This window comes from Saccharopolyspora sp. 7B (assembly GCF_020177435.1).
Taxonomy (GTDB): Bacteria; Actinomycetota; Actinomycetes; order Mycobacteriales; family Pseudonocardiaceae; genus Saccharopolyspora_C; species Saccharopolyspora_C gregorii.
Window position 1 is genome coordinate 1 of the sequence record NZ_JAIUKC010000168.1, and the last position, 23,599, is coordinate 23,599.

Genomic DNA, 23,599 nt, shown 5'->3' on the forward strand with positions numbered 1-23,599 from the left:
CGGGGGCGGGGGGGGGGGGGGGCGGCGGCCCCCCCCCCCCCCCCCCCCCCCCCCCCCCCCCCCCCCGGCGCCCCCCGCCCCGCCCCCCCCGGGCGGGGGGGGGGGCCGCGGTGCGTCCGGCACCCGCGCCGGTCTCCGCGCGCCGGGGGAGCGCGCCGGGGGAGCGGGCCGGGGCCGCGGTGCGCGGCGGCCCGTGCGGCGGCGACCCCGAGATCCACTCGATATGCTCCGCGGCACCGGCCCGGGGCACCGGACGCGCCCGAGCACCGGCCCACCGCGGCGAGCGGTCCCGGGCGCGGCCGGTGGAGAGGGGCCGGTGGAGAGGGATGAGCGCGGTGGGCTGGAGCACCCGGGAGATCGCGGAGCTCGCGGGCACGACCCTGCGCGCGGTGCGGCACTACCACGACGTCGGCCTGCTCGACGAGCCCGAGCGGGGATCGAACGGCTACAAGAAGTACGGGGTGGCGCACCTGCTGCGGGTGCTGCGGATCAAGCGGCTCACCGAGCTCGGCTTCTCCCTCGCCCAGGTCGCCGAGATGGGCGCCGACGACGAGCACCCGGCGGAGGCGCTGCGCGCGCTGGACGCCGACCTCGCCGCCACCATCGAACGGTTGCAGCGCGCCCGCGTCGAACTCGGCGTCGTCCTCAACCGCGCGACCCCCGCCGAACTGCCGCCGGACCTGGCACCCGGCGTGCGGGACCTGTCCGATGCGGACCGGAACCTGGTCGTGGTGGTGACCCGCGTCCTCGGCCCCGAAGGCATGCGGACCTACGCGAAGATGCTGGAGAACCTGCCGCAGGACCCGGCGGCCGACGAGTTCGACGCGCTGCCCGCGGACGCCGACGAGGCGACCCGCGCCGATCTCGCCGAGCGCATGAGGCCCTACGTGCGGGCGCTGCGGGCGCTGAACCCGGACCTGACCGAGGCACACGAGGACGCGCCCGGCGGCCCGGCGTTCGCCCGGCGGACCGTCGGCAAAGCCGTCGCGGAGCTCTACAACGCGGCCCAGCTAGACGTGCTGCGGCGGGTGGGCCCCGAGGTCGCCGAGCGGCCCCGGGACGACGGCGGATGACCGGAACGCCCGGTTCGCCGCGTCCGCCGCGAGGTGGCGCGGCACGGGTCGAGGAGCGCCCCACGAGCCGTGTTCCGAGCCAGAGCGGTCCGGTGACCGTGCGTGGATCACAGCGTGCACGCGGAGTACTACAGTGTGCGGACGACTTCTCGGCGGCGGCAGGAAGATCACACGTATGAGCGTCTCGGGCAAGGATCCGTACCCACCGCAAACCGCGGACTTGACCAAGCCCAGCGTGGCCCGGGTGTACGACTGGTACCTCGGCGGCGACGCGAACTGGGCGATCGACCGGGCCTTCGGCCGCAGCGTCATCGACAAGTACCCGTTGCTGCGCCCGATCGCCGTCAGCAACCGCCTGTTCCTGCACCGGGCCGTGCGGCGGCTGGTCGCGCACGGCGTGCACCAGTTCATCGACATCGGGTCCGGCGTGCCCACCATGGGGAACACGCACTCGGTCGCCGAGGAGATCGAACCGGACTCGCGCGTGGTCTACATCGACAACGAGCCGGTGGCGGTCGCGCACTCCAAGGTGCTGCTGGACAAGCACGGTGACCCGAAGCGGCACGCCGCCGTCAACGCGGACCTGCGCAACCCGGACAAGCTGTGGCAGCGCGCGCTGGAGACCGGGGTGCTGGACCTGGAGAAGCCGATCGCGGTGCTGCTCATCGCGGTCCTGCACGTCCAGCAGTTCGGCACCGACGGCACCGACATCTCCGAGCAGGTCGTCGCCCGCTACCGCGAACTCGTGCCGCCCGGCTCCTACCTCGCGATCTCGCACATCACCGACGACGGGGTGCTGCCGGAGATGGAGGACAAGCTCGCCGGTATCAAGGCCATGTACGACCGCTCCTCCAGCCCGGTGATCTGGCGGCCGCGCAAGGACATCGAAGGCCTGCTCGGCGACTTCGAGCTGATGGAACCGGGCATGGCCTGGACGTCCGAGTGGCACCCGGAGGACCGCAGCCCCAACCACACCAAGGACCTCGGGTTCGAGCACCCCGAGCAGTCCGGGATCTGGGCGGGCGTCGGCCGCAAACCGCTCCAGCCGCGCGGCTAGCACCCTTGCCGTCCCGCCGCTGATCGTTAGGCTCGGCGTCGCACACGTGGCGCCGAGCCGGGAGCGGACAGTGGACGACCAGGACTTCTGGCGGTGCGCCGCCGACCACCTCGTCAGGTACGGCGGGCCGTTCACGCCGCGGATCATCGAGCGGGCCGCCGGTTCGCACGTCCACGACTCGGACGGGAACGCCATCCTGGACTTCACGTCCGGGCAGATGAGCGCGCTGCTCGGGCACGCGCACCCGGACGTGGTGCGCGCGGCGGGGGAGGCGGTGGCGAACCTCGGCCACCTGTACTCGGGGATGCTGAGCCGGCCGGTGGTGGAGCTCGGCAGGCGGCTCGCCGCGACGCTGCCGGACCCGCTGAGCCGGATGCTGCTGCTGAGCACCGGCGCCGAATCCAACGAGGCCGCCATCAAGATGGCGAAGCTGCACACCGGCGGCTGGGAGGTCGTCGCCTTCGACCGCTCCTGGCACGGGATGACCTCCGGTGCCGCGGCCGCCACGTTCTCCGCGGGCCGCCGCGGGTACGGGCCGCCGGTGCCGGGGAACCTGACGCTGCCGACCCCGGACGCCTACCGCTCGCCGTTCCGGCACGCCGACGGCTCCTACGACTGGGAGTCCGAACTGGACTACGGCTTCCGGCTCGTCGACCAGCAGTCCACCGGGAACTTCGCCGCGTGCGTGGTGGAACCGATCCTGTCCTCCGGCGGCATCATCGAACTCCCCGCTGGCTACCTGGCGAAGCTGCGGGAGCACTGCGACCGCCGCGGCATGCTGCTGGTCCTCGACGAGGCGCAGACCGGGCTCGGCCGCACCGGCACCATGTACGCGTTCGAGCGCGACGGCGTGGTGCCGGACCTGCTGACCCTGTCGAAGACGCTCGGCGCGGGGATCCCGGTGGCGGCGGTGCTGACCTCCCCGGAGATCGAGCAGTCCTGCCACGAGCGCGGATTCCTGTTCTTCACCACGCACGTCTCCGATCCGCTGGCCGCGTCGGTGGCGCTGGCCGTGCTCGACGTGCTGGAGCGCGACGACCTGGTGCCGCGGGCCGCGCGGCTCGGCGCGGAGCTGCGGTCCCGGCTGCTGGACCTGCACGACCGGTACGAGGTGGTCGGGGACGTGCGCGGCCGCGGCCTGCTGCAGGGCATCGAGCTGGTGACCGACAAGGCGAGCAAGACCCCGGCCGACGACCTGGGCCGCGCCGTCACCGCCGCCTGCCTGGAGCGCGGGCTGCACGTGAACATCGTGCAGCTGCCCGGCATGGGCGGGATCTTCCGCATCGCGCCCCCGCTGACCATCGAGGAGGCCGACCTGCACGAAGGCGTGGACCGCTTGGAGTCGGCGCTGCGCGCGGTGGTGGGCGGCCCGCCGTCCACCGCGCGCTGATCGGAGGCCGCCCCTGCGTCGTGCACCGGTTCGCTCGTGCTTCCCGGGCCCGGCGCCGGATCGCCCGGCCGCCGCCGGTCCCGACCGGGTCAGGCGGTCCGCTCGCCGAGCAGCGCCACCAGGTCGTCGGCCGCCGCGGCCGAGGAGGCCGGGTTCTGGCCGGTGATGAGCAGGCCGTCCCGCAGCACGTAGGAGGACCAGTCCGGGCCCTGCGAGTAGTCGCCGCCGAGGGACTTCAGCTCGTCCTCCACCAGGAACGGCACGACCTCGGTCAGCTGCACCGCGGCCTCCTCGGAGTTCGTGAACCCGGTGACGCGCTTGCCGCGGACCAGCGGGGAACCGGCGGGATCCGCGACGTGCCGCAGCACCCCGGGGGCGTGGCAGACGAGCGCGACCGGCTTCCCGGCGCGCAGCACGTCCTGGATCAGCCGGATCGAGTCCTGGTCTTCGGCGAGGTCCCAGAGCGGTCCGTGCCCGCCGGGGTAGAAGACGGCGTCGAAGTCGTCGGCCGACACCGAGTCCAGCCGCACCGTGGAGCGGAGCGCGGCGGTCGCCTCGGGGTCGGCTTCGAAGCGGCGGGTGGCGTCGGTCTGCGCGTCGGGTGCGCCGCTGTTCGGGTCGAGCGGCGGCTCGCCGCCCTGCGGGGAGGCGAGCACGAGCTCGGCACCGGCCTCCTTCAGGCGGTAGTAGGGCGCGGCGAGCTCCTCCAGCCAGAAACCGGTCTTGTTCCCGGTGTCGCCGAGGCGGTCGTGCGAGGTGAGGACGATCAGGACCTTCATGAGCTGCTTTCCACTTCGGCTGCAGGACGTTCGGTCGGGCGGTGCCCACGTCCGGGGTCCCCGGCCGGGCCGATCTTCACACCAGGGGACCGGTCCGAGCGTGGTGATCCCGCCGACCGGGTACTCCCGGTGGGGAGGCCCCGCCGCGGGGCCCGCACCGGACCAGGAGGCGCACATGGCGAACAACGCGCACTTCATCACCGCGAACTCCGGCGGGCCGCCCGTGGTCGTCGTCCGCGACGACCGCGGCTCGCCGGTCACCGAGCTGGAACTGCCCGCGGGCGATGCGCGGATCGAACGGGCCGACGCCGAGCTCGGCGCCGCGGGCTGGACCCGCGAGGTCGAGTGGACCGCCGCGGACGACGGCTGGGTCGTCCCCGTCGTCCCGGCCTAGGCGCCCGGCCTGACCTCCCGGTCCGGCTCCTCGGCTCGGCCGCCCGGCCTGGCCCCCGGTTCGGCTCCCTGCTCGGGCTGCGGGGGCAGCGCCCCGGCGCCTCCGCGCCCCACCTCGAACAGGCGCCAGACGTCGTCGGTGGCGGCCGTCCCGTCCAGCGGGAGGCCGTCCGCGTCGACCAGCGGCCGCGACCGGTTCTGCTCGTCGGTGGCGCTGAGCACCACCGACGTCGCCAGCCGCGGGGTGAACCCGCTCGTCCACGCCGTCATCGAGTGGTACCGGCCGCGCTCGACCACCAGCGGCTCCGTCCCGTAGGACCGCGCCAGCTCCGGCCACCGGGAACCGGCGACCTTGCGCGCCAGCAACGCCGAGGCTTCGGCGTCCTCGGCGAACGCCGGGTGCGGGGCGGACTCGGCGGCCAGCACCTCGCGGCCGTCCTGGTCCAGGATCCGGCTCAGCATCCGCGGCTTCCGCTCCTGCCCGTCCGCGGCGATCGTCGCGTAGGCGTGCGCGACGTCGGTGGCGCTGACCGGCTGCTCGCCCGCCGTCAACGCGTCGAACGCGGACCGGCCGGACGGCTCCCACGAACCGGTGTCGAAGCCGAGCCGCGCCGCGCTCCGCCGGACGGTCTCCGCCTCCAGTGCTGCCTGCGGGCGCGGGGACGAGCACTCCGGGCCCTCGCAGCCGGCCTCCTGCGACGCCTGCGAGCCCGCGAGCTGCAGGAACTGCGCGAACGGTTCGAACGCCGTGCCGGGGTGCTGCGGCGCCGCCGCCCAGTCGTAGCCGCCCGCCGTCGTGGCACCGCTGTGGTACGCGCGCACCGCGCCGGTGCCGGGTTCGATCGCGACCAGCGCCGCGTGCGAGCCCGGTGCGCGGGCGGTCACCTCGGCGACGGCCTGCTCCGCCGCGCGCTGCGCCGCGGCGTCGATGGTGGTGATGATCGAATAGCCGCCGCGCTGCAAGGTGCCCTCGGTGAAACCGGCCCGCTCGGCCTCCTCCAGCACCTGCTGGCGGATCTCGTAGGTGGTGCCGGACAGCGCCTCGCCGCGCCAGGCGAAGCGCTCCCGGGTTCCGGGCATCCGCATCTTCGCCGCCTGCGCGTCGTCGACCATGCCGTGCCGCCGCAGCTGCCCGGCGACGTACTCCCAGCGGGCCCGGCCCTGCTCGGCGTTGTACGCCGGGTCGTTCTCCGTCGGGCGCTGGACCATCCCGGCCAGCAGCGCGGCTTCGCTCGGGTCGAGGTCGGCGGGCGGCTTCCCGAAGTAGGCCTCGGCGGCCGCGTGCACCCCGTACGCGCCGCGCCCGTAGTACGCGGTGTTCAGGTAGGCCTGCAGGATCTCGTCCTTCGGCAGCTCGTTGGTCACCTTGAACGCGAGCACGACCTCCTTGAACTTGCGGGTGTAGGTGTGCTCGTCGGCGCCGGTGGCGAGCTTGACGTACTGCTGGGTGAGCGTGGAACCACCGCCCACGCCGCCGGTCACCTGCGACCACGCGGCCCGCACGATGCCGAGCGGGTCGAACCCGCTGTTGCGGTAGAAGGACGCGTCCTCGGCGGCGAGCGTCGCGTCCCGCATCGGCTTCGACACGTCCGCGCGCAGGTCGTCGACCATGGTCCGGTTCCCGGACGACGGCACGATCCGGGTCATCTCGCTGCCGTCGGAGTGCGCGATCAGCACCGACTGGTCGGTGCGCGCCGCGATCTCGACCGGGTCCGGGATGGGCCACACCAGGTAGCCGATGCCGAACGCGATCCCCACGGCCGCCACCAGCGCGCCGCACGCGATCAGCACGCCGCGGAGGGCGCGGCGCCACCGCTTCCGCGGGCGCCGCGCCGCGGTCGTGTCCTCGTCCATCCCGCTGATCTTGCCGGGCGGCCGGCGGATGTTCCACCGCTTCCGGCGAGGGATCTCCCCGCGAGCTGCGGCCGCGGCCCCGGAACCGCACGACCCGGAGTACCGCGCGCCCGCTCGTTCACGCCCGCGGCAGCGCCCCGCGGATCACGTAGGGGAGGGTGCCGCCGTGCCGGAGGTAGGCGATCTCGCTGTCCGAATCGACCCGCAGCAGCACGGTGAGCGAGCGCTCGCCCCCGTCCCGGTGGATCGTCAGCACGAGCCGGTTCAGCCCGGGCACCAGCGCCTCCGGCGCGGTCAGGGCGAGCTCGTCGGTGGCGCGGAACCCGTGGTCGGCGGCGGACTCCCCGGGCTCGAACAGCAGCGGCAGCACGCCCATGCCGATCAGGTTGCTGCGGTGGATGCGCTCGAAGGTCTCGGCGAGCACCGCGCGCACGCCCAGCAGCGCCTGCGCCTTCGCCGCCCAGTCCCGGCTCGACCCGGCGCCGTAGTTCTTGCCCGCGACGACGATCAGCGGGATCCCGGCCTCGCGGCAGGACATCGCGGCCTCGTAAGCGGAAGCCGGTCGCCCGGCCGCGCCGCGCGCGCGCCCCCCCCCCCCCGCCTCCCGGTCCGGCAGCAGCCGGTTGACCACGGCCCGGTTGGTGAAGGCGCCGCGCAGCATCACCTCGTGGTTGCTGCGCCGGGTGGAGTACTGGTTCAGGTCGCGCGGCGGCGTGCCGCGCTCCCGCAGGTACCGCCCGGCCGCGCTGTCGGCGGGGATGGCCCCGGCGGGGGAGATGTGGTCGGTGGTGACGTCGTCGCCGAGCAGCAGCAGCACGCGGCCGCCGTCGAACCCGAGCTCGCCCCGCGGGTCCCGGGGCAGGTCCGCCACGTACGGCGGTCGCCGGATGTAGGTAGAGGCGGGGTCCCACGGGAACCGGGTGCCCGCGGGGGCGCTCAGCTCGTGCCAGTGCGCGGTGCCGTCCCGCAGCCGGCCCGTGTTGGCGCGGAACATCTCCGGGCGCACCGACTCCGCGACGACCCGGCGGACCTCCTCGTCCGACGGCCACAGGTCGGCGAGGTGAACCGGCGTCCCGTCCCGGTCTCGCCCGATCGGTTCGGCCTCGAAGTCGTGCAGCACCGAACCGGCCAGCGCGTAGGCGACGACCAGCGGCGGGGACGCCAGGAACGAGTGGTCGACCTTCGGGTTGACCCGCCCGGCGAAGTTGCGGTTCCCGGACAGCACCGCGGTCGCGGCGAACCCCTCGTCGACCAGCTCGTCCACCGCCGGGTGCAGCGGCCCCGAATTCCCGATGCAGGTCATGCAGCCGAACCCGGCGACGTGGAACCCGGTGTCGCCGAGCGCGGCGAGCAGCCCGGCCGCGTCGAGGTAGTCGCTGACCACCCGGGAACCCGGTGACAGCGAGGTCTTCACCCACGGCTTGGCGCGCAGCCCGCGTTCCGCCGCCCGCCGCGCCAGCAGCCCGGCCTGCACCATCAGCGCCGGGTTCGCGGTGTTGGTGCAGCTGGTGATGGACGCGATGGCGACACCGCCCGCGGGAACGGGCTCGTCGAACGCGCCCGCGGCGGGTTCCTGCTCCCCGGCGGCGGCGCGGAAGGCCGCGGGCACCCGGGACAGCGGGATCCGCGCGTGCGGCAGCCGGGGCCCGGCGACGCTGGGTTCCACCGCGTCCAGGTCGAGCGTGAGCAGTTCGTCGTAGACCGGGTCGGGTTCCCCGCCGGTGCGGAACAGTCCCTGCGCCCGCAGGTACGCCTCCACCACGGCCCGGTGGTCGGCGTCGCGGCCGGTGAGTTCGAGGTAGTCCAGCGCCTGCTGGTCGAACGGGAAGTACGCGCAGGTCGCGCCGTACTCGGGTGCCATGTTCGCCACCGCGGCGCGGTCCGCCCAGCCGAGGTCGGCGGCGCCGGGGCCGAAGAACTCGACGAACTTGTCGATGACGCCGTGCGCGCGCAGCACCTCGGTCGCGGTCAGCGCCAGGTCGGTGGCGGTGACCCCGCTGCGGAGCCTGCCCAGCAGCCGCACGCCGACGACCGAGGGGAACGGGAGGACGACGGGCTCGCCGAGCATCGCGGCCTGCGCCTGCAGCCCGCCGACGCCCCAGCCGACCACCCCGATCGAGTTGATCATCGGGGTGTGGCTGTCGGTCGCCACCAGCAGGTCGGGGTGCAGGAGCGGCACCTCGCCGGAGTCGTCCGCCCACACCACGCGCGCGAGGGATTCCATGTTGACCTGGTGGATGATGCCGGTTCCCGGTGGCACGACGCGGAAGTTCCGCACGCTGCGCTCGGCCCACCTGATGAACTCGTAGCGCTCCCGGTTGCGCCGGAAGTCGATGAGCAGGTTGCGCTCCACCGCGTCGGCGGTGCCGTAGACCTCGGTGATGACCGAGTGGTCGACGGTGAGGTCCACCGGGATGGCGGGCTGCAGCAGCTCCGGATCGCCGCCGAGCTCGGCGAGGCCGTCGCGCATCCCCGCGAAGTCGGCGAGGGCGGGCAGGCAGGTGGTGTCGTGCAGCATGATCCGGTTCGGGTGCACCGGCACCGCGCAATCGCCGGTGCGGTCGCGCGCGCGGCGCAGCACGGCGGGCAGCGCGGCCGGTGCGCGGCGGGCCACGTTCTCCAGCAGCACGCGGATCGCGTGCGGCATCGCGGCCAGCTCCGCCTCGGATGCGATCTCCCGCAGCGGGACGTACCGGTGCGCGCGCTCCCCGACGGTGAGTTCAGCGGTTCCGACCATGACAATGATTGTACGAAGTCGCGCGTAAAAACAAAATGGTTCAGCGGGTGCCGGGCAGCCGCGTCTTCACCGCGCGCACCTCGTCGAGGTGGTCGCGCAGGAACCGCGACGCCGCCTCGCGGTCCCCGGCTTCGAGCAGGTCCAGCAGTTCGAGGTGCTCCCGCGCCTGGCGGACCAGCCGCTGCCGGTCCGTCTGGTGCCGGTACTCGACGAGCCTGCGGACCCGGTTGACCCGGCTGACCGAATCGAGCAGGTAGGCGTTCGCCGCGCAGCCCACCACCATCTCGTGGAACTCGGCGTTCACCCGGAAGAGCTCGCCGCGCGGCAGCAGCAGCGCGTCCCCGTTCAGCAGGGCCCGCTGCTGCTCGCGGTGCAGCGCGAACTTCTCGGCGTCCACGGTGAAGCCGGGTTCGAGCACCGCGGCCGGTTCCACGATCATGCGGAACCGGTAGCTCTGGTCGTGCGCCTCCGCGGTGGTCAGCAGGTGCTGGAACGCCCAGCCGCGGCCGGGCCTGCGCCGGATCAGGTCCTCCCGCTCCATGCGCAGCAGCACCCGGTCGGCCTCGCGCGCGGTGAGCCCGTACCGCCGACGCACCTCGGCGGTGGTGAACTCGCCGGTGAACCGGCCGCTGAGGTGGTCGTCGCCGATGCGGAAGTACGCGTCCTCCGCGGCGTCGTCCGCCGACAGGTCCACGTGCGCCAGTTCCGCGGCCGAGCGGTTGAGGAAGTAGCCGCGGTTCGGCTGCCGGGTCACCAGGCCCAGCTCGGCGAGGTAGGACAGCGCCTTGCGCACCGGCGAGCGGGAGATGTCCAGCGAATCGGCCACCCACTGCTCGCGCACGTGCGCGTCCCGCTCCAGCCCGGAACGCCGGATCAGGTCGATGACCTGCGTCTCGATGGTGGGGGCCATGATCTCCTCGCCGTCGTCGTCGAGGCGATGCTAATCGGCGGGCGCGGGCTCCTCCTCACCCGCGCGCCGCGGCCCGCCGCCGCATCCCGAGCGCCACCACCAGCGCCGCGGCCAGCACCGCGTACAGGCCGATCGCGATCGGACCCTGCACCAGCACCAGCACGTCGCCCTGCCCCAGCGCCATCGCCCGCCGGAGCTCGCGTTCGGCGAGCGGGCCGAGGATCACGCCGATCAGCACCGGCGCGAGTGGAACCCCGGTGCGCCGCAACAGGAAGCTGAGCAATCCGACCAGGTAGACCAGCACCACGTCCGAGATCGCCAGCTTCGACGAGTAGGCGCCGAGCGTCGCGAACACGGCGATCGCCGCGTACAGGTAGTGCTGCGGGATGCTCAGCAGCTTCGCCCACACCGGCGCGAACGGGAGGTTCAGCACCAGCAGCAGCACGTTGCCGATGAACAGGCTCGCCAGCAGCGCCCAGACCAGATCGCCCTCCTTCTCGAACAGCAGCGGCCCCGGCTGCATCCCGTACTGCTGGAACGCGCCGAGCATGATCGCCGCGGTCGCGGAGGTCGGCAGGCCGAGCCCGAGCAGCGGGACCAGCGACACCGCGGTGGTGGAGTTGTTCGAGGCCTCGGGAGCGGCGACGCCTTCGATGGCGCCGCGCCCGAACTCGGATCCGCCGCGCCGGCGGGCCAGCCGCCGCTCCAGCCCGAGGGACAGGAACGTGGGGATCTCCGAGCCGCCCGCGGGGATCGCGCCGAACGGCAGGCCGACGGCCGTGCCGCGCAGCCACGGCAGGAACGAGCGCCGCAGGTCCCGGCGGCTCAGCCAGGGCCGCCCGGAAGCGACGTCCTGCAACCGGTGGGTGCCGGGACCTCGCGCGGCGACGTGCAGCACCTCGCCGATGGCGAGCATCCCGACGGTGACCACGACGACGCTGATCCCGTCGAGCAGCGAGTCCGACCCGAGCGTGTAGCGCGCCACCCCGGTCTGCGCGTCGATGCCGACGACCCCCAGCGCCAGGCCCAGCCCCAGCGCGGTCATCCCGCGCACCGCAGAGTCGGCGACGACCGCGGCAGTGGCGGCGAACGCGAACAGCGCCAGCGCGAAGTACTCGGCGGGCCCGAACCGCAGTGCGAAGTCCACCAGGTGCGGCGCGCAGAACACCACGGCGATGCAGGCGATGGTCCCGCCGACGAACGACCCGAGCACCGAGGTGGCCAGCGCCTGCGGGGCGCGTCCGGCCCGGGCCATCAGAAAGCCCTCGAACGCGGTGGCCATCGACGACGACTGGCCGGGCGTGTTGAGCAGGATCGCGGTGGTGGCCCCACCGAACTGCCCGCCGAAGTACACCCCGGCGAGCATGATGAACGCCCCGGTCGGTTCCAGCCGGAAGGTCAGCGGGATCAGCATCGCCACGGCCATCGAGCTGCCCAGCCCCGGCAGCACTCCGACGGCGGTGCCGAGGACCACGCCGACCAGGCACAGCAGCAGGTTCGTCGGGGACAGCGCGTCGGCGAAGCCGCCGAGCAGCAGGTTCCAGGCGTCCATTCACAGCACCTCCGCGAGGAGTCCGACCGGCAGCGCGACGCCGAGCCCGGCGGTGAACGCGAACTGGACGGCGCAGGCGAACACCACGGCCACGCCCAGGTCGAACAGGGCCCTGCCGCTGCCGAGGGCCCGCGCCACGCCCCAGAACAGCGCGGTGCCCGCCGGGATCCAGCCGAGCAGCGGGAGCAGCACCAGGTGCGCGGCGAGCGTCGCGACCACGAGCAGGAACGCCCGCCGATCGGTCCGCTCCCGCGGTTCGGCGGGGGCGCGGCCGCTCCCGCGCAGCAGCGCGCCGGAGAGCACGACCAGCAGCGCGCCGACGACGATCGGGAACCACTGCGGGCCGAGGTGGCCGACGTTGACCGGCAGCGGCAACCGCAGCCCTTCGACGACGAGGAAGCCGCCGAGGACGAGCACGATGCCCGCGAGCAGCCGGTCGGAACCGCGTCCGGAGGTGGCGTCGGTGGTGGTCATGCGAGCCCCAGCTTCTCGGTGATGTCGCGGATCCGGTCGGTCTCCGCCGCGAGGGTGCGGTCGAACTCGGGTCCGTCCTGGAACCCGTCCAGCCAGTTGTTGCGCCGCAGCGCGTCCCGCCACTGCGGGGTGGCGGTGAGCTCGCGGACGAACGCGCGCGCGTCCGCGGCCTGATCGGCGGTGATGCCGGGTGCGGCGACGAGCCCGCGCCAGTTCGACAGCACGATGTCCACGCCGGCTTCGCGCAGCGTCGGCGCGTCCGGCAGGTCGGCGGTGCGCTGCGGCGCGGAGACGCCGAGCACCCGCAGTTCGCCCGCGGCGACCTGGTCGCTGATCTCGTCGGTGTTGGCGAACCCGACGTCGAGGTGGTCGCCGAGCAGCGCGGCGACCATCTCGCCACCGCCGGAGTAGGCGATGTAGTTCAACCCCGCGGGCCCGACCCCGGCCTCGGCCGCCGCCGACCCGGCCAGCAGGTGGTCCAGGCTGCCGATCGAGCCGCCGCCGACGACGACCCCGCCGGAGTCGGCCCGCCAGCGGTCCATCAGGTCGTGCACGGTGCGCAGCGGGGAGTCGGCGGGCACCACGATCGCGTCGTAGTCCTCGGTGATCCGCGCGATGGGCGTGGTGTCGGAGACGCGGGTGGGCGACCCGTTGATCTCGATCGCGCCGAGCATGGTCGTGCCGGTGAGCAGCAGCGTGTTCGGGTCGCCGGGCTGGTTCGCGGTGCGGGCGAGGCCGATGGTGCCGCCCGCGCCTTCGACGTTGAGCACTTCGGCGGTGCCGGTGAGCTCGTTCGCCTGCGCGGCGTGCTGGAGCTCGCGGGCGGTGGTGTCCCAGCCGCCGCCGGGGGCGGCCGGGGCCACGATCTTGAGCTTGTCCCGGAGTCCCGCGCCGGAGCGGGCGGTGTCCCACGCCGACGTCGCGCCCGCGGTGACCACCGCCAGTCCCAGGACCGCCGTCGCGCACCGGGTGACGAGCCCGCCCGGCCTCAGCACGGGGTCCGCCGCCGTGCGCGTTCGGCGGCGCGGCCGCCGCCCGGACAACGATCGCCGCTGATCGTCATGTGCGCTCCCGCAAGATCATGGTTTGTACTAAGTCGAGCGGAAGAACAATATGGAGCTGGGTGTGGCGCAGTCAACAGCCGCGGCCGGACGAGCTCGGGGGTGTGCGGGATCGCCGCGGCGGCGGGAAGCGTGCGCCGGTGGCGGGACGTGCGGCAGGGATGCGTCCGGGGCGGTGCTCGCGAGCACCGGAGCGCGCGGCGCCGGAGCGCCCGTCCGTTCAGCGCGGGAGCTGGTCGATGTGGTCCTCGACCCAGGCGCGCAGGGCGTTGAGCGGGACGGCGGCGCCGCGGCCGAGCTCGGTGAGCTCGTACTCGACGTGCAGCGGTACCTCCGGGTACACGGTCCGCGCCACGAGCCCGGTCGCCTCCAGACGGCGCAGCGTCCGGGTGAGCACCTTCGGGCTGACCCCTTGCAGGCGCCGCTGCAGGGCGCCGAACCGGTGCGGTCCCGCTTCGAGGGCGCCGATCGCCAGCGCGGACCACTTGTTCGCCAGCAGGTCCAACACCGACCGGCAGGGGCACTGGGCCTCGTAGACGTCGTGGTGCTCGTGCTCGCCCGTGGGGCACCGAGTGCTGATCGCGATCCCTCCGTCCGCTCCGCCGAGCAGAGTACTGGGCGATCGGCGGCGGCCCGCCCCCGGTTCGTCCTCCGCCCGAATCGCTCCGGGTGCGTGGGAACACGCGCGGCGCATTCTTGCGCGCGCCGCGCGTGCTCCCGGGTTCGATTCGAATTCAGGATTCAGCCGATTCCCGCCGCAATTGTCGTACCGGAATCGGGGGGCGGTGGATCGGGTGGATCAGATGACCCGCAGGTGCAGGCTCACCGTCGTTCCGGAATGCGATTTGTTGAACTCCTTCTCGGTGCCGTTCCCACCGGCCCGGACGGTGCCGAAGCTGTCGCCGTTGCCCCAGCTCCCGTACACCTCGGCCGCCTTGCCGTCCGCCTTCGTGTCCTTGACCCAGCCCTGCACCCGGACCTTCCCGCTGCCGCAGGTGATGGTCCACCCGGCCGCGCCCCCGCCGACCGAGGGGGAGAACGTGTCCCCGCACGTTCCCAGAACGGTGATGACGCCGTCCGAATCGTTCGGAGCCGCGGCGGCCGCGCCGCCTCCCACCAGTGCGGTTCCCAGGACGGCGCCGGTCAGCGCGGCGGCGGTGGCCGCCTTCTTCGCGATGTGCATCCGCTTCCTCGATTTTCTGTTGGACCCCAGTCCGGCATTCCCCCACGGATCGCCAGCGGAAGCCTGATCGGCTTCGGTGAGGTCTTCACACGATTCTCCGGAGCGTTTCCAGGCTGATCACCGCAACGGCAGAACGGGAATTCTTCGGATGAATCGGATTCCGCCGAGGTGGTACCGGGTGCTGCTCCGATCGGTCGTCTTCGTTGGTCCGCGCGGAATCCCGATTCATTTTCGGCATCGGATGATGCCGAAACGGTGTTGGCCGCGCATGATCTGCCGACCCTAGTCTGCTGGCACTTCGCGATCGGGAACCCCGGTGGTGCCGCTCCGGGACTACCGGCTCGCTTTCCCCTGCGGAAGGACGACGATGTCTGGCAATGAATCGGGAGCGGCCGGGAGAACGGCGGGGACGCGCATCCCCACTCGCTACCTGGTGCTCGCCCTGATCTTCACGATCACCGTGGTGAACTACGCGGACCGCAGCAGCCTGTCCATCACCGGCAGCAGCGTGCAGGAGGAGCTGGGCTTCAGCACCGTGCAGCTCGGCTACGTCTTCTCCGCGTTCAGCTGGGCGTACGTGGTGGCGCAGCTGCCCGGCGGGATGCTGCTGGACCGGTTCGGCGCGCGCCGCGTCTACGCGTGGAGCCTGGTGCTGTGGACGGCGGTGACGCTCGCGGTCAGCGCCGTCGGGCTGGTCACCACACCGGTGCTCATCGCGGTGGCCACCATCTTCGTGCTGCGGCTGCTGCTGGGCGCGTTCGAATCGCCCGCGTTCCCCGCGAACGCGCGGGTCGCCACCGCCTGGTTCCCCACCGCGGAGCGCGGCCGCGCCACCGCGATCTTCAACTCGGCGCAGTACTTCGCCACCGCTCTGTTCGCCCCGATCATGGGGTGGATCACCCACCAGTACGGGTGGCGCTGGGTGTTCGTGCTGCTCGGCGTGCTCGGGTTCGCGCTGGCCGCGCTGTGGCTGCGCTGGATGGACTCGCCGCGCGACCACCCGCGGGTGTCCGCGGCCGAGTTCGAGAAGATCAGCTCCGGTGGCGGGCTCGTCGACCTCGACGCCCCGAAGAGCGGGGACGCGCAACGGGTGCAGGAGCGGGCACCGCTGAACGCGGCCACCTTCCGGCAGATCTTCTCCGCCCGCGCCCTGTGGGGCGTGTACGTCTCGCAGTACGCGGTGAACGCGCTGACCTACTTCTTCATCACCTGGTTCCCGGTGTACCTCGTGCAGGGCCGCGGGCTGTCCCTGCTGGAAGTCGGTTTCGTCGCGGCGCTGCCCGCGCTGTGCGGCTTCGGCGGCGGGCTGCTCGGCGGATTCCTGTCCGATGCGATGCTGCGGCGCGGCTTTTCCCTGACCGCGGCCCGCAAGGTGCCGTCCGTGTTCGGCATGCTGCTGGCCACCAGCATCGCCCTCTGCAACCTGACCGACAGCAGCGTGCTGATCGTGGCGCTGATGACGCTGGCCTTCTTCGGCAAGGGCGTGGGCTCGCTCGGCTGGGCCATCACCACCGACATCGCGCCGCCGCAGGCGTCGAGCTTCGTGGCCTCGACGATGAACGCCTTCGGCAACGCGGCGGGCATCGTGACGCCCATCGTCATCGGCTACACGGTGCAGGCCACCGGTTCGTTCACCACCGCCCTCTGGTTCGTCGCCGCCCACGGGCTGCTCGCGCTCGTCGGGTTCGCCGTGATGGGTCCGATCAAGCGCATCCACTTCGACTCCTGAACCGCTCGTTCCCACTGAGATCCAGGCAGTGACCGGAAAATCCCCTCGTGCAAGGGAGTTCGCCCGATGCCCCAGTCCGCCACCCTCGACCGGATCAGCCGCGTCAAGATCTCTTCGGTGACGCTGCCGCTGGCCACGCCGATCAGCGACGCGAAGGTCCTCACCGGCAGGCAGCGGCCGATGACCGAGGTCGCCATGCTGTTCGCCGAGATCAGCACCGAATCCGGTTGCGAGGGCATCGGATTCGGCTATTCGAAGCGGGCCGGCGGCCCCGGCCAGTTCGCGCACGCCCGCGAGATCGCGCCGGTGCTGATCGGCGAGGATCCCCACGACATCGGCAAGATCTGGGACAAGCTGGTGTGGGCGGGCGCCTCGGTGGGACGCAGCGGCCTGTCGGTGCAGGCGATCGCCGCGTTCGACGTGGCGCTGTGGGACCTGAAGGCGAAGCGGGCCGGGCTGCCGCTGGCGAAGCTGCTCGGCGCGCACCGCGATTCGGTGCGCTGCTACAACACCTCGGGCGGTTTCCTGCACTCGCCGGTGGAAGAAGTGGTGGAGCGCGCCGCCGAATCCGTCGCCGGCGGCATCGGCGGAATCAAGCTGAAGGTCGGGCACCCGGACGGCCGCACCGACCTGGCCCGCGTGTCCGCGGTGCGCGAGAAGATCGGCGACCAGGTCGCGCTCATGGTCGACGCGAACCAGCAGTGGGACCGGCCGGCCGCGCGCCGGATGTGCCGCGCCCTGGAGCCGATGGACCTGGTGTGGATCGAGGAACCGCTCGACGCCTACGACGCCGAGGGGCACGCGGGCCTCGCGGCCGCGTTCGACACCTCCATCGCCACCGGCGAGATGCTCACCAGCGTCGCCGAGCACGCCGAACTGATCCGGCTGGGCGGCGCCGACATCGTGCAGCCCGACGCACCGCGCATCGGCGGCATCACCCGGTTCCTCAAGGTGATGGCGCTGGCCGAGCAGCGGAACCTGCAGCTGGCACCGCACTTCGCGATGGAGATCCACGTGCACCTGGCGGCGGCCTACCCGCACGAACCGTGGGTGGAGCACTTCGAATGGCTCGATCCGCTGTTCAACGAGCACCTGGAGATCGCCGACGGCCGGATGCACCTGTCCCCGCGACCCGGCCTCGGTATCACCCTCAGCGACCAGGCCCGGGCCTGGACCGTCGCGGAGCACGACCAGACCTGACCCTCCCGGCCGGCGGGCGCCGCACCGCGGTCGTCCGCCGGGACGGCCGGTCGGTGCCGGACCGGACGGGCTCGGCCGATCGGTCCGCGGAGTCCGGCCGGTTCGTCGAGGCGAGCGGCCGGGGGGAGCGGGAACCGTGGGATGCGTCGGTGGAGGTGCCACCGGCCCCGCGAGGAATGGAGTTCCCGATGTCCCACTTCGACCCGGTCGCCGCATTCCTGACGCTGTTCCTGATCGGCTACGCGATCTTCTTCATCACCGCGGTGACGAGCGTTCTGACCTCCGGGACCGGCTGCGGGATGACGCTGGTCTGGTTGATCGTCGTGTGCGTGGCGCCGATCCTGGGCGGCCTGCTGTGGTTCGTCGTCGGCCGCGCGGACGCGCGGCGCCGGCTCCGGTGCTGACCGGCGGGCCGTTCGGCAGCGGAGGTAGGACTTTCGGTCAATCCCGTTCCGGCCGATCTTCTGAGGTGCGAGGACGTCCAGAACTGCGAAAGTGGTTCACGTCGGCGGCGGACGCCACCGAGACGGTCCACTGAGAACGGAGCTTTCCGATGATGTCCCTGGTCGCACAGCAGTCGATGGCCGCGGCGAACGGCACCGAACAGATCTGGGGTTTCCTGCTGGTGGGCGGGAGCCTGCTCGTGGCGGCGGCCTTCGTGTTCCTGTTCATCGCGGCGCTGATCAGCATCCTCGGCTCGGCGCTGAGCGGCGGCATGAAGCTGGTGTGGATCGTGCTGGCCTTCATCGCGCCCTTCCTGGGCAGCCTGCTGTGGTTCGTCGTCGGCCGCCCGGACGCCCACCGGCGCTTCGCCCGCTGACCGGGCGGTCGCTCACCGGACGCCCGCTGACCGGGCGGCCACCCCGGACCGACGCGGTCCGCCCGCCGAGCGCCCGCCGAGCCGGCCCGGCCGAGCCCGGCCCGGCGTCCCGCTCACCGAGCCCGACCCGGCAGAACCCGGCTGCGAGCCGAACGGCCACCCGGGGATCGACCTTCGGACAGCGCGACGAGGTCGATCGATCGACGCGGGAGGGCGGCTCCGGCTGCGACGGTGGTTCCACTACGGCGAACCACCGAGAACGGAGCCGACACCGTGCACCACCTGCTCGACCACCTGGGCGTACCCGCGCTGTGGCAGCTCGCCCTCCTGCTGGCCTTGCTGCTCTTCCTCCACGCGCTCGCCGACATCCTCGTGCAGCCGGAGCTCGACGGCGGCCGAGCAATGCTGTGGGTCCTGCTGGCGCTGGCGCTGCCGTTCGTCGGCCCGGTGCTCTGGTACGTCCGCGGCCCCCGCACCCTCCGCTCGACCTGAGGCCGGGGCGGGCGATCGGCCCGTCGGCTCACCGGGAGGGCAGCGCCCCGGCGAACCAGCCGGTGATCGTGGTGGGGTGCGTGATGGCGGTGCCGACGACGACCGCGTGCGCGCCCCGGGCGATCGCCGCGGCCGCCTGCTGCGGGGTGTGGATGCGGCCCTCGGCGATGACCGGCACCGGCAGCACCGCGGCCAGCTCCGCCACCAGGTCCAGGTCCGGGCCGGTCGGTTTCGGCCCCGCACCGGTGTAGCCGGACAGCGTGCTGCCGACGACGTCCGCGCCCAGCTCCGCCGCCCGCACTCCTTCTTCCACAGTGGACACGTCGGCCATCGCGAGCCGCCCGGCGGCGTGGATCGCGGCGATCGTCTCCGCCGGCGGCCTGCCGTCCGGTCGCGGCCGGTCCGTGCCGTCGAAGGCGACCACGTCCGCACCCGTCCCGGCCACCGCCACCGCGTGGTCGGCGGTCGGGGTGATGTACACGCCTTCCGCGCCGTCCTTCCACAACCCGATGAGCGGCACGTCCACCGACTCGCGGATCAGCCGCAGGTCGTCCAGGCCCTGCGCGCGGATGCCCGCCGCACCGCCGTGCAGCGCGGCCAGCGCCATCCGCCGCATCGAATCCAGGTCGCGCAGCGGCTCCCCGGGGTAGGCCTGGCAGGACACGATCAGCCGGCCCCGCAACCGTTCCAGCACGTTCACGCCAGTTCCTCCCACGCCATCCAGACGGCGCCCAGCACCGCCGCGTCCGCACCCAGCTCCGCGGGCAGCACCGGTGTCCCGCGCACCGCGGGCAGCACCTCGGCCGCCACCGCCGCGCGCAGCGGCTCCCACCAGGCCGGGCCGCAGGAGGCGACACCGCCGCCGACGAGCACCAGCTCCGGGTCGACCGCGTTCACCAGCCCGCCCAGCGCCTGCCCGGTCGCGGTCGCGCCGTCGGCGAGCACCGCCGCCGCGAGCGCGTCCCCGTCCGAGACGCGCACCGCGACCTCCGGCAGCGTCGTCGCAGTCCCGCCGCGCGCCCGGTACTCGGCGAGCAGCGCGGGCCCGCTGCCCACGCCTTCCACGTGCCCGGAGCCGCCGCACGAGCACGGCCGCCCCGCCGCGGCGGGCACCGGCAGGTGGCCGAGGTGCCCGGCCACCGCGTGCGCGCCGCGGTGCGGCCTGCCGTCCACCACGATCGAACCGCCGATGCCGGTGCCGACCGCGGCGAACAGCACGTGCCGCCTGCCCGCGGCCGCGCCCGTCCACAGCTCGCCGAGCGCGTGCGCGTGCACGTCGTTGTCCACCACGACCGGAACTCCCAGCCGTGCCGCCAGTTCCGCGCGCAGTTCGGTGCCGGCCCAGCCGCTGATCGAGTCCGTCGCGGAGCGCACCGAGCCCGATCCGCGGTCGATCACCCCGGCGCTGCCCACCCCGGCGGCGGCGAACTCCCCGCCGAGCCGGGACGCGGCCGCAGCGACCGCGTCGAGCACCGCCACCGGCCCGTCCGCCGCCGGGGTCGGCACCGCGGCGCGGTCCCGGATCGCCCCGTCCGCGGTGACGAGGCCCGCGACGATCCCGGTGCCGCCGATGTCGACGCCCAGCACGAGCGTCACAGCAGACCCGCCGCGACCAGCCGCTGCCGCACGCCGTCCACCTCGTCCGCGGTCAGCGGCAGCTGCGGCGGTGCGGTCACCGCGTGGTCGATGACGCCGCGCAGGTGCAGCCCCGCCTTGAACGCGCCCAGCGCGGAGGAACTGGCCCCGATCCGCGCCGGATCGCCCACCGAGGTCAGCGCGAACAGCTGCACCAGTCGCTCCTGCTCGGCCAGCGCCGCGTCCCACTCGCCCGCGGCGCACGCGCGGGCCAGCCGCACGTAGCCGTCCGGGTCCACGTTGCCCAGCCCGGGCACCACGCCGTCCGCACCCATCCGCAGGTTCGTGTCCACCGTCAGCTCCGAGCCGGTGAACACCCGGAACGACTCCAGGCCGCGGTCCGCGCGCTCCACCAGCAGCCCGCGCAGCGCGGCGTCGTCCCCGCTGGAGTCCTTGACCCCGGCGAGCACGCCGTCCGCCGCGAGCTCCAGCAGCGTCGCCGCGCCCAGCTTCGAGTGCACCGACACCGGGATGTCGTAGGCGAACAGCGGCAGCTCGGTGCTCTCGGCGAGCAGCCGGAAGTGGTGCGCGATCTCCGCCGGGTGGGTGCGGGTGTAGAACGGCGCGGTCGCCACCACCGCGTCGCACCCGGCGCGTTCCGCGACGCGCACGTGCTCGCGCACCCGGGGGGTGGTGGTGTCGATGACCCCGGCCAGCACCGGGACGCGCCCGGCGACGACGGCGGTGGTGGTGCGCAGCACCTGTTCGCGCTGCGCGTCGGTCAGGTACGCCATCTCGCCGGTGGAGCCGAGCGCGAAGACGCCGTCCACCCCGGACGCCAGCAGGTGCTCCAGCAGCCGTTCCAGCGAACCGGTGTCCACCTCCAGATCGGGGGTGAGCGGGGTGCACACCGGCGGGACGACGCCGCCGCGGATGCGGGATTCCATGTCTCTCCTTCGGTTTCTCGGTTCAGGACGCGGCGCGGATCTCGCTGCCGTCGACCGCGTCGGTCGTCCACACCGCGTCGGGGCGCAGCCACCGCTGCATCCGGGACGGGGCGTCGACGGCGATGAGGACCAGCACCACGAAGGTCAGGCCGAACGACAGCACGGCCAGCGCGGTGCCCAGGCTCAGGCTGCTGCCGAGCGCGGCCCCGAGCGCCGGGGCGACGGCGCCGCCCAGCGAACCGACGTTGCAGCTGAACCCGAGCGCGGCGGCCCGGTGGCGCACGTCGAAGTAGCCGCCGATCCACTTCGGCAGCAACCCGGCGATGCCCTGCCCGAACACCTGCTGCACGAACAGCAGCGCGCCCAGCGCGAGCAGGCTGCTGCCGCCGATCGCGAACACCGGGAAGATCACGACCTGCGAGACGAGCAGGCTGATCCAGTAGGCCCGCCGGGTGCCCAGCCGGTCCCCGGTGAACCCGGCGACGCAGCAACCGACCGCGGCGCCGAGCCCGGCGAAGAACAGCACGTTCCCGGGGTCGGTGGTGCTGTAGCCGAGGTCGGTCTTCAGGTACGTCGGCAGCAGCGATTGGATCGGCCACGAGTACAGGAACGCGGTGAACACGATGACCAGCACCGTGATGCCGGTCGGCCAGCGCGGCCCGGTGAACTGCACCACGTAGGACGCGAACACGGCCGCGGCGACCACGCCCAGCACCGCGATCAGCCACGCTGATCCGGCGGCCTGCGTGAAGATCGCGATCAGCGCGCCGAGCGCGGCGAGCCCGCTGACCGCGTTGAGCACCGCCCGGCGCCCGGTGAACAGGATGCCGATGACGGACGGCGTCGCGTCCTGCCGCGCGGCGGCCCGCGACCAGTCCCGCGACTCGGGGAGGCTGCGGCGCAGCCAGACGGCGAGCAGGATCGGCAGCAGCCCGATCCAGAACAGGGCGCGCCAGCCGAAGTTCGGCACGATCAGGCTGTAGGCCTGCGCGGCGACCACGGTGCCGATGGAGTAGCCGGAGATGAGGAATCCGCTGGCCTTGTTCCGCATCGACGTCGGCCAGGACTCGATGACGTAGGTGGAGCTGGCGCCGTACTCGCTCGCCATGCCGAGCCCGACGACGAGCCGCGCGGCGAACAGCACGCCGAAGGTGGGGGCGAGCCCGCAGATCAGGGTGCCGACGGAGAACAGCACGATGCTGGCGATCATCGCGGACTTGCGGCCGAACCGGTCGGCCAGCGCGCCGAGGGTGAGCCCGCCGATCCACCGGGAGATGAACGCGGCCGACACGAGCGTGGCCGCTTGCACCGCGGTGAGCCCGAATTCCGCCTTGACCTCGGTGAGCACCAGCGTGATCAGCACGAAGTCGAAGCCGTCCAGCAGGTAGCCGATCCTGGCGGCCGCGAACGCCTTCCACTGCGCGCGGTCCAGCTGCCGGTACCAGGGGCGGACGCGCTGGGTGGGTCTGCGGTGGGGGTGGCGCGGCGCATGGGTCACCTCGGTTCACGAGCGCTCGTCGTCGGCCCGGTCCGCGCGGGGTACCGGCGTCGGCAGGGTCAGCGGTGAGCTCTGAACGTGCTGGAGCTGATCCACGACCGCGGGCTCCGGCCCGGCGACCTGATGCCGACCGAGCTCGAACTGATCGAACTGCTCGGGGTGTCGCGCAACAGCGTGCGGGAGGCGGTGCGCTCGCTGCGCGCCCTCGGCATCGTCGACGTCCGGCACGGGCACGGCACCGTCGTGGGGAGGCCTCGCTGCACGTGCTGTCGCCGTCGCTGGCGTTCCGCGCCGTCGCGGGCGGGGACGACCTGGTGGGGCTGCGCAACCTCATCGAGGTGCGGGAGCTGATCGAGGTCGGCGTCGCCGGACGGCTCGCCGGCGAGCTGGACGAGTCCACATTGGACCGGATGGACGCGTTGTGCACCGCGATGGACGAGACCGAGCTCGACCCGGAGGCCGACCGCGAATTCCACCGGCTGCTGTACGCGCGGGTGGACAACTTGCTGATCGGGCAGCTCGTCGACGTGTTCTGGGACGCCTACCGCACCGCGCACGACGCGCTCAGCGCCCCCGGCCCCGCCGAGAAGGCCGAGACGGTGCGGCTGCACTCCGCGATCGTCGACGCGCTGCGCGCCGGGGACGCCGCGGCCGCGCGGGAGGCGATGGCCGCCCACTTCGCGGAGATCGACCACCGCCTGGGTTTCGACGGTTGACCGGCTGGGCCCGGACGCGGGGGGGGCCCCCCCCCCGCGGCGCCGGGGGGGGGGGGCGGGCGCGGCCCCCCCCCCGGGCCCCGCCCGTCCCAGGTGGCCAGCGCGGTGACGCCCGCTTCGTCGGGGAAGCGCTGCGCGCCGAGCGCGGGCTGCCCGACG

General features: G+C 73.4%; 25 protein-coding genes. 11 read left to right on the top strand and 14 right to left on the bottom strand.

What is annotated here, in order from left to right; translation table 11 throughout:
- The first annotated feature begins 335 nt into the window (after positions 1–335).
- The 3 genes from LCD33_RS23325 (at position 336) to LCD33_RS23335 (ending at position 3,520) form a co-directional block, all read left to right on the top strand.
- The gene (locus LCD33_RS23325; RefSeq protein WP_224958491.1) at positions 336–1,073 is read left to right on the top strand and encodes a MerR family transcriptional regulator; all 738 of its coding nucleotides are present in this window, start codon (positions 336–338) and stop codon (positions 1,071–1,073) included.
- 175 nt (positions 1,074–1,248) lie between these two features.
- On the top strand, positions 1,249–2,130 hold the full coding sequence (locus LCD33_RS23330; RefSeq protein ID WP_224958481.1) for an SAM-dependent methyltransferase: 882 nt from the start codon (positions 1,249–1,251) through the stop codon (positions 2,128–2,130).
- Positions 2,131–2,200: 70 nt separating this feature from the next.
- On the top strand, positions 2,201–3,520 hold the full coding sequence (locus tag LCD33_RS23335; protein WP_224978276.1) for an aspartate aminotransferase family protein: 1,320 nt from the start codon (positions 2,201–2,203) through the stop codon (positions 3,518–3,520).
- An 89-nt stretch (positions 3,521–3,609) separates the two neighbouring features.
- Here LCD33_RS23335 and LCD33_RS23340 read toward each other — a convergent pair whose 3' ends face one another.
- Positions 3,610–4,299, bottom strand: a complete 690-nt coding sequence (locus tag LCD33_RS23340; RefSeq protein WP_224978277.1) for a type 1 glutamine amidotransferase domain-containing protein — start codon at positions 4,297–4,299, stop codon at positions 3,610–3,612.
- A 175-nt stretch (positions 4,300–4,474) separates the two neighbouring features.
- Between LCD33_RS23340 and LCD33_RS23345 the strand changes: the two genes are divergently transcribed.
- Positions 4,475–4,693, top strand: a complete 219-nt coding sequence (locus LCD33_RS23345) for a hypothetical protein (protein WP_224958477.1) — start codon at positions 4,475–4,477, stop codon at positions 4,691–4,693.
- On the opposite strand, the gene LCD33_RS23350 is transcribed toward LCD33_RS23345, so the two are convergent.
- The 8 genes from LCD33_RS23350 to LCD33_RS23385 form a co-directional block, all read right to left on the bottom strand.
- A complete protein-coding gene (locus LCD33_RS23350; protein ID WP_224978278.1) occupies positions 4,690–6,546 on the bottom strand; it encodes a transglycosylase domain-containing protein in 1,857 nt (618 codons plus the stop codon). The two genes, LCD33_RS23345 and LCD33_RS23350, sit on opposite strands and share 4 nt — an antisense overlap.
- Before the next feature lie 118 nt (positions 6,547–6,664).
- Complete coding sequence (gene acnA, locus LCD33_RS23355; protein ID WP_224978279.1) at positions 6,665–9,283, bottom strand: aconitate hydratase AcnA; 2,619 nt, start codon at positions 9,281–9,283, stop codon at positions 6,665–6,667.
- Positions 9,284–9,323: 40 nt separating this feature from the next.
- Positions 9,324–10,193, bottom strand: a complete 870-nt coding sequence (locus LCD33_RS23360) for an FCD domain-containing protein (protein WP_224978280.1) — start codon at positions 10,191–10,193, stop codon at positions 9,324–9,326.
- Positions 10,194–10,248: 55 nt separating this feature from the next.
- On the bottom strand, positions 10,249–11,745 hold the full coding sequence (locus tag LCD33_RS23365; protein WP_224958473.1) for a tripartite tricarboxylate transporter permease: 1,497 nt from the start codon (positions 11,743–11,745) through the stop codon (positions 10,249–10,251).
- On the bottom strand, positions 11,746–12,219 hold the full coding sequence (locus LCD33_RS23370) for a tripartite tricarboxylate transporter TctB family protein (protein ID WP_224978281.1): 474 nt from the start codon (positions 12,217–12,219) through the stop codon (positions 11,746–11,748).
- Positions 12,216–13,214, bottom strand: coding sequence for a tripartite tricarboxylate transporter substrate binding protein (locus LCD33_RS23375; RefSeq protein WP_224978282.1), 999 nt, complete (start codon positions 13,212–13,214; stop codon positions 12,216–12,218). The genes LCD33_RS23370 and LCD33_RS23375 overlap by 4 nt, the downstream gene beginning before the upstream one ends.
- Before the next feature lie 286 nt (positions 13,215–13,500).
- Entirely contained in the window at positions 13,501–13,788 is a 288-nt protein-coding gene (locus LCD33_RS23380; protein ID WP_224958470.1) for a helix-turn-helix domain-containing protein, read from the bottom strand.
- A 291-nt stretch (positions 13,789–14,079) separates the two neighbouring features.
- On the bottom strand, positions 14,080–14,463 hold the full coding sequence (locus LCD33_RS23385) for a hypothetical protein (protein WP_224958468.1): 384 nt from the start codon (positions 14,461–14,463) through the stop codon (positions 14,080–14,082).
- Positions 14,464–14,830: 367 nt separating this feature from the next.
- Here LCD33_RS23385 and LCD33_RS23390 point away from each other — a divergent pair, with 367 nt between their 5' ends.
- The 5 genes from LCD33_RS23390 to LCD33_RS23410 all read left to right on the top strand — a co-directional run bounded on the left by LCD33_RS23390 (position 14,831) and on the right by LCD33_RS23410 (position 18,704).
- Complete coding sequence (locus tag LCD33_RS23390; RefSeq protein ID WP_224958467.1) at positions 14,831–16,192, top strand: MFS transporter; 1,362 nt, start codon at positions 14,831–14,833, stop codon at positions 16,190–16,192.
- A gap of 66 nt (positions 16,193–16,258) precedes the next feature.
- The gene (locus LCD33_RS23395; RefSeq protein ID WP_224958466.1) at positions 16,259–17,392 is read left to right on the top strand and encodes a mandelate racemase/muconate lactonizing enzyme family protein; all 1,134 of its coding nucleotides are present in this window, start codon (positions 16,259–16,261) and stop codon (positions 17,390–17,392) included.
- A 188-nt stretch (positions 17,393–17,580) separates the two neighbouring features.
- Complete coding sequence (locus LCD33_RS23400) at positions 17,581–17,796, top strand: PLDc N-terminal domain-containing protein (protein WP_224978283.1); 216 nt, start codon at positions 17,581–17,583, stop codon at positions 17,794–17,796.
- Between the two features lie 152 nt (positions 17,797–17,948).
- A complete protein-coding gene (locus tag LCD33_RS23405) occupies positions 17,949–18,212 on the top strand; it encodes a PLD nuclease N-terminal domain-containing protein (protein WP_224978284.1) in 264 nt (87 codons plus the stop codon).
- Between the two features lie 273 nt (positions 18,213–18,485).
- Positions 18,486–18,704: a PLDc N-terminal domain-containing protein gene (locus LCD33_RS23410; RefSeq protein ID WP_224958463.1), complete on the top strand. Its 219-nt coding sequence runs from the start codon at positions 18,486–18,488 to the stop codon at positions 18,702–18,704.
- Between the two features lie 28 nt (positions 18,705–18,732).
- On the opposite strand, the gene LCD33_RS23415 is transcribed toward LCD33_RS23410, so the two are convergent.
- Genes LCD33_RS23415 through LCD33_RS23435 form a run of 5 tightly spaced genes read right to left on the bottom strand, consistent with a single transcriptional unit; the run spans position 18,733 to position 22,952 of the window.
- Positions 18,733–19,404, bottom strand: coding sequence for an N-acetylmannosamine-6-phosphate 2-epimerase (locus tag LCD33_RS23415; protein ID WP_224978285.1), 672 nt, complete (start codon positions 19,402–19,404; stop codon positions 18,733–18,735).
- Positions 19,401–20,300, bottom strand: coding sequence for an ROK family protein (locus LCD33_RS23420; protein ID WP_224978286.1), 900 nt, complete (start codon positions 20,298–20,300; stop codon positions 19,401–19,403). The genes LCD33_RS23415 and LCD33_RS23420 overlap by 4 nt, the downstream gene beginning before the upstream one ends.
- Positions 20,297–21,226 carry a dihydrodipicolinate synthase family protein gene (locus tag LCD33_RS23425; protein ID WP_224958455.1) on the bottom strand — a complete coding sequence of 310 codons (930 nt, stop codon included), beginning with the start codon at positions 21,224–21,226 and terminating at the stop codon, positions 20,297–20,299. The genes LCD33_RS23420 and LCD33_RS23425 overlap by 4 nt, the downstream gene beginning before the upstream one ends.
- Before the next feature lie 22 nt (positions 21,227–21,248).
- A complete protein-coding gene (locus LCD33_RS23430; RefSeq protein WP_224967242.1) occupies positions 21,249–22,724 on the bottom strand; it encodes an MFS transporter in 1,476 nt (491 codons plus the stop codon).
- Between the two features lie 6 nt (positions 22,725–22,730).
- Positions 22,731–22,952, bottom strand: a complete 222-nt coding sequence (locus LCD33_RS23435) for a hypothetical protein (protein WP_224958461.1) — start codon at positions 22,950–22,952, stop codon at positions 22,731–22,733.
- On the opposite strand from LCD33_RS23435, the gene LCD33_RS23440 reads away from it, so the two are divergent.
- A complete protein-coding gene (locus LCD33_RS23440; protein WP_255615491.1) occupies positions 22,848–23,075 on the top strand; it encodes a FadR/GntR family transcriptional regulator in 228 nt (75 codons plus the stop codon). The genes LCD33_RS23435 and LCD33_RS23440 overlap by 105 nt on opposite strands.
- Positions 22,988–23,440 carry an FCD domain-containing protein gene (locus LCD33_RS23445; protein WP_224958452.1) on the top strand — a complete coding sequence of 151 codons (453 nt, stop codon included), beginning with the start codon at positions 22,988–22,990 and terminating at the stop codon, positions 23,438–23,440. The genes LCD33_RS23440 and LCD33_RS23445 overlap by 88 nt, the downstream gene beginning before the upstream one ends.
- Positions 23,441–23,599: the final 159 nt, after the last annotated feature.

What these genes read in the sequence shown, in the direction of transcription:
- LCD33_RS23330 (WP_224958481.1), top strand. Translation starts at nt 1,249, where the DNA reads ATGAGCGTCTCGGGCAAGGATCCGTACCCACCGCAAACCGCGGACTTG.
- LCD33_RS23340 (WP_224978277.1), bottom strand. Translation starts at nt 4,299, where the DNA reads ATGAAGGTCCTGATCGTCCTCACCTCGCACGACCGCCTCGGCGACACC.
- LCD33_RS23345 (WP_224958477.1), top strand. Translation starts at nt 4,475, where the DNA reads ATGGCGAACAACGCGCACTTCATCACCGCGAACTCCGGCGGGCCGCCC.
- LCD33_RS23350 (WP_224978278.1), bottom strand. Translation starts at nt 6,546, where the DNA reads ATGGACGAGGACACGACCGCGGCGCGGCGCCCGCGGAAGCGGTGGCGC.
- acnA (WP_224978279.1), bottom strand. Translation starts at nt 9,283, where the DNA reads ATGGTCGGAACCGCTGAACTCACCGTCGGGGAGCGCGCGCACCGGTAC.
- LCD33_RS23360 (WP_224978280.1), bottom strand. Translation starts at nt 10,193, where the DNA reads ATGGCCCCCACCATCGAGACGCAGGTCATCGACCTGATCCGGCGTTCC.
- LCD33_RS23365 (WP_224958473.1), bottom strand. Translation starts at nt 11,745, where the DNA reads ATGGACGCCTGGAACCTGCTGCTCGGCGGCTTCGCCGACGCGCTGTCC.
- LCD33_RS23370 (WP_224978281.1), bottom strand. Translation starts at nt 12,219, where the DNA reads ATGACCACCACCGACGCCACCTCCGGACGCGGTTCCGACCGGCTGCTC.
- LCD33_RS23385 (WP_224958468.1), bottom strand. Translation starts at nt 14,463, where the DNA reads ATGCACATCGCGAAGAAGGCGGCCACCGCCGCCGCGCTGACCGGCGCC.
- LCD33_RS23390 (WP_224958467.1), top strand. Translation starts at nt 14,831, where the DNA reads ATGTCTGGCAATGAATCGGGAGCGGCCGGGAGAACGGCGGGGACGCGC.
- LCD33_RS23395 (WP_224958466.1), top strand. Translation starts at nt 16,259, where the DNA reads ATGCCCCAGTCCGCCACCCTCGACCGGATCAGCCGCGTCAAGATCTCT.
- LCD33_RS23400 (WP_224978283.1), top strand. Translation starts at nt 17,581, where the DNA reads ATGTCCCACTTCGACCCGGTCGCCGCATTCCTGACGCTGTTCCTGATC.
- LCD33_RS23405 (WP_224978284.1), top strand. Translation starts at nt 17,949, where the DNA reads ATGTCCCTGGTCGCACAGCAGTCGATGGCCGCGGCGAACGGCACCGAA.
- LCD33_RS23425 (WP_224958455.1), bottom strand. Translation starts at nt 21,226, where the DNA reads ATGGAATCCCGCATCCGCGGCGGCGTCGTCCCGCCGGTGTGCACCCCG.
- LCD33_RS23440 (WP_255615491.1), top strand. Translation starts at nt 22,848, where the DNA reads ATGCCGACCGAGCTCGAACTGATCGAACTGCTCGGGGTGTCGCGCAAC.